The 4,414-nt window shown below is 71.9% G+C and carries 1 protein-coding gene; it reads left to right on the top strand.

The features are described from left to right. Window positions 1-24: 24 nt before the first annotated feature. Window positions 25-4,414 (top strand): SDR family NAD(P)-dependent oxidoreductase (locus ACFPZI_RS30795; RefSeq protein WP_381369970.1); only part of this gene is annotated, 4,390 nt, incomplete at its 3' end.

Below are 4,414 nucleotides of genomic sequence, written 5' to 3'. Positions count from 1 at the left end.
CGGGCTGGGGTGTCCTCGTTCGGGATGAGCGGGACCAACGCCCACGTCATCGTCGAGGAAGCCGGCCCGGCCGACGAGCGCAATACCGCGCACAACGGGGACGGGACTCCCGGCACCCTGGATTCCAGCCTCCTGCCGTGGCCGGTTTCGGGCCGAAGCCAGGACGCGCTGCGCGACCAGGCCGCACGGCTGCGGGCCCACCTGGAGGACCACCCGGAGCTCGAACCCGCGGATGTGGGCTGGTCGCTGGCCACCTCACGCACCGCCATGGAACATCGGGCGGTGGTGCTGGCTCCGGACCGCGCGGGACTCCTGGCCGGCCTCGGCGCGGTCGCCGAGGGCTCCCCGGCTCCGCAGGTCGTCGCCGGCGCTTCCCCGGGTGAGGACGTCCCGGTGGTGTTCGTCTTCCCGGGGCAGGGATCCCAGTGGGCGGGCATGACGGTGGACCTGCTGGACTCCTCGCCGGTGTTCGCCGCGCGGATGGGCGACTGCGCGCGGGCCCTGGGTGGGCTGGTCGACTGGGACCTTCTGTCCGTGGTGCGGGGTGCTGACGGAGCGCCGTCCATGGACCGAGCCGATGTGGTGCAGCCGGTGCTGTGGGCGGTGATGGTGTCGCTCGCTGAGGTGTGGCGCTCCTTCGGGGTGGAGCCCGGAGCGGTCCTCGGGCACTCGCAGGGAGAGATCGCCGCCGCGTGTGTGGCCGGCGCGCTGTCCCTGGAGGACGGCGCACGCGTCGTGGCCGTACGGTCGCGGCTGATCGCCGAAGAGATCCGCGGCAAGGGCGCGATGGCGTCCGTCGCCCTGCCGTCCGCCGAGGTGGAGGAACGGCTCGCGGCCCAGGACGGCCGACTGTCGGTCGCCGCAGTGAACAGTCCGGCCTCCGTCGTCGTCAGTGGGGACGAGGAAGCACTGCGCGAGGCGCTCGACGCATGGCGGACAGAAGGTGTTCGGGTCCGGATGCTTCCTGTCGACTACGCCTCGCACGCGGAACAGGTGGAGCCACTGAGGGAGCGGCTGCCCGCGGAACTGAGTGGGCTGCGGCCGCGAAGCGTGCACGTGCCCTTCTGTTCCGGTGTGACCGGCGAACTCATGGACACTGCCGGACTGGATGCCACGTACTGGTTCACCAACCTCCGTCGGACCGTCAGGTTCGATCAGACCGTCCGTACCCTCGTCCGCGACGGATTCGGCGTCTTCGTCGAGATCAGCGCGCACCCTGTGCTGGTCGCCGCCGTCCAGGAGACGGCCGAGGCGGCCGGAGCACCGGTCACGGCACTGGCGTCGCTGCGACGGGACAAGAGCGGGCCCGGTTGCCTGATGAAGGCGTTGTCCGGGGCATGGGCATGCGGCGTGGGCGTGGACTGGGATGAGGTCTTCACCGGCTGTGGCGGTCGACGGGTGGAACTGCCGACCTACGCGTTCCAGCGGCAGCGATACTGGCTGACTTCCGGACCGGCACCGGCGACGGACGCCGCAGACTTCGGGCAGAACACGCTCGACCACCCCTGGCTCAGGGCCATGGTCGAACTGCCCGAGTCGGGCGGGGTGGTGCTCACCGGCAGGCTGTTGCAGGAGGAGCACGGATGGCTGGCGGACCACGGCGTGCTGGGAGCGGTCGTGCTCCCCGGCACGGCGCTGGTGGACATGGCCGTCCATGCGGGGCGTGCCGTGCACTGCCCGCGCGTGGAGGAACTGACGCTGACCACCCCCCTTGTGCTGCCCGACCACGGGGGAGTCACCCTGCGCGTCTCGGTCGGGGCGGAGGACGAAAACGGCCACCGCACCGTGGAAGTGCACGCGCGCCGGGATGGCACAGCCGCCTCGGGCGCACCCTGGAGCCGGCACGCCACCGGAGTCCTGAGCCGGGCCACGGAGGTGGCGGGGCATCAGTCGGCCCCGTGGCCGCCCCCCGGAGCCACCCCCGTCGACCTGGACGGCCACTACGACCGGTGGGCCTTGGACGGTCGCGCCTACGGGCCTGCCTTCCGGGGACTGCGCGCCGCCTGGCGCCTCGGCGACGAGGTGTTTGCCGAGGTGATGCTTCCCTCGGAGGCACGCGGCCACGACGACCGCTTCGTCATCCACCCCGCCACCCTGGACGCGGCGTTGCACGCCACGGGATTCTGCGGACTCGGCGGCCCCGGCCAGGCCGGAGTGTCACTGCCCTTCAGCTGGTCGGGAGTGGAGCTGCACCCCACAGACGACACCACGGTGCGCGTACGACTGACTCCCGCCGGGCCGGATGCCGTCTCCGCGGAGGTGACCGACTCCTCCGGGCGCAGGGTGGCGGCGGTCGGATCCCTGGGCCTGCGCCCCGTCACCGCCGAGGCCTTGCGCGCGGCCCGCCGGCCGCCCCTGTTCCACCTGGGGTGGTCTCCGGCTCCACTGTCCACCGACACGCCCAGCTGGGCGGACTGGCCGGCCTCGGACGCGGACTTCGTGGTCGTTCGCAGTGCCGCGGGCACGGACCCCGAGGCGGTGCGTACGGCGGCGCACCAGGTACTGGACGTCCTCCAGACGTGGTCGGCCGACGAACGATACGCGCGGACGAAGCTCGTCATCGCGACCCAGGGAGCGGTGTCCTGCGGCGACGAACCCGTGACCGACCTCGCCGGAGCGGCGGTCTGGGGACTCGTACGCTCGGCGCAGGCCGAGAACCCCGGACGCATCCGGCTCGTCGACCTGGACACATGGAACCCGGAACTCCTGCCGTCCGTCATCGCCGGCGGCGAGCCCCAAGTCGCCCTTCGCGGAAACTCCGCCTACGCGGCCCGACTCGCCCCCACGGTGTCCGACCCGGCGACGACGGCGTTCCCCTCCGACGGCACCGTACTGGTGACGGGAGGAACGGGAACCCTCGGCGGCCTTCTGGCACGCCACCTTGTGGCCGAGCACGGGGTGCGGCATCTGACACTGGTGAGCAGGCGAGGCCGTACGGCCCCGGGAGCCGAGCAACTGGCGGCGGACTTGGCCGCGCTGGGCGCCCAGGTCACCATCGCCGCCTGCGACGTCGCCGACGGCGCGGCGCTGGCCGCGGTGCTGGAGAGGATTCCGGCCGAGCATCCCCTGACGGCGGTGGTGCACGCGGCCGGAATCATCGACGACGGCGTCGTCGATGCGCTGACTCCCGAGCGCATCGACGCTGTGCTCCGGCCCAAGGTGGACGCCGCCTGGCACCTGCACGAACTGACACGCGACAAGGACCTGACGGCCTTCGTCCTGTTCTCGGCCGCATCCGCGCTTCTGGGCGCGCCCGGACAGGGCAACTACGCGGCCGCGAACGCGTACCTGGATGCTCTGGCCGGGCACCGGCACGCACAGGGGCTGCCGGCGGTGTCGCTCGCATGGGGTTTGTGGGAGCGCGCCAGCGGCATGACGGGGGAGTTGACCGAGGCCGACCGTGCCCGACTGTCCCGGCTGGGCGTACGAGCGCTGTCCACGGAGGCGGCTCTGGCCCTGTTCGACGCCGCCTGGACGGTGCGCGAGCCCGTGGTCGCACCCATTGATCTCGATCTGCCGGCCTTGCGGGCGGCGCGACGAGACGAACTACCGCACCTTTTCAGCGATCTGGTGGGCATCACCTCGCGCCGGGGAGCCGCAGCTGACGGGACAGCGGCTGCGCACAGGTTCACGGAGCGGCTCGCGGGGATGACGCCTGCCGAGCGCCGTACCGCCGTGGCCGATCTCGTCCGGGCCCACATCGCGGTGGTGCTGGAGCCCGAGACGGCCGACGCGATCGAACCGGACCAGGCGTTCAGCGAAGTCGGCTTCGATTCGCTGAAAGCGCTCGAACTGCGCAACGGGCTGCGATCCGCGACAGGACTGCGCCTCCCGGCAACCCTGATCTTCGACCACCCGAGCCCCGCCGCGCTGACCGACCATCTGCTGGCCGAACTGTTCCCGGGGGAGACGGCCGCAGAGGTGGCCCTCCCGGACCCGGCGGAGATGAACGACGACCCGGTCGTGATCGTGGGCATGGGCTGCCGGTACCCGGGCGATGTGGCCTCACCGGACGACCTGTGGCGACTCGTCAGTGAGAGGGGCGAGGGGCTGTCGGAGTTCCCGAAGGACCGTGGCTGGGACACGCCGGTGACGAGCTCCGTGTCCGGCGGGGGCTTCCTGCACGACGCCGCGGAGTTCGACGCCGCCTTCTTCGGCATCGGCCCGATGGAGGCGCTGGCCATGGACCCGCAGCAGCGCTTGCTCCTGGAGACGACGTGGGAGGCCTTCGAACGCGCGGGCATCCCGCCCACGTCCGTCAAGGGCAGCCCGACCGGGATCTACACGGGTCTGATGCACCACGACTACCCGACCGCGCACAGCACGGGCAGCAGCGCCTCGGGCCGGGTTTCGTATGTGTTCGGGTTCGAGGGGCCCGCGGTGACGGTGGACACGGCGTGTTCGTCGTCGTTGG

The sequence above is a fragment of the Streptomyces chlorus genome, from assembly GCF_042655885.1.
In the GTDB taxonomy this organism is placed as follows: domain Bacteria; phylum Actinomycetota; class Actinomycetes; order Streptomycetales; family Streptomycetaceae; genus Streptomyces; species Streptomyces chlorus.
This window is presented reverse-complemented; position numbering and strand designations above follow the sequence as displayed.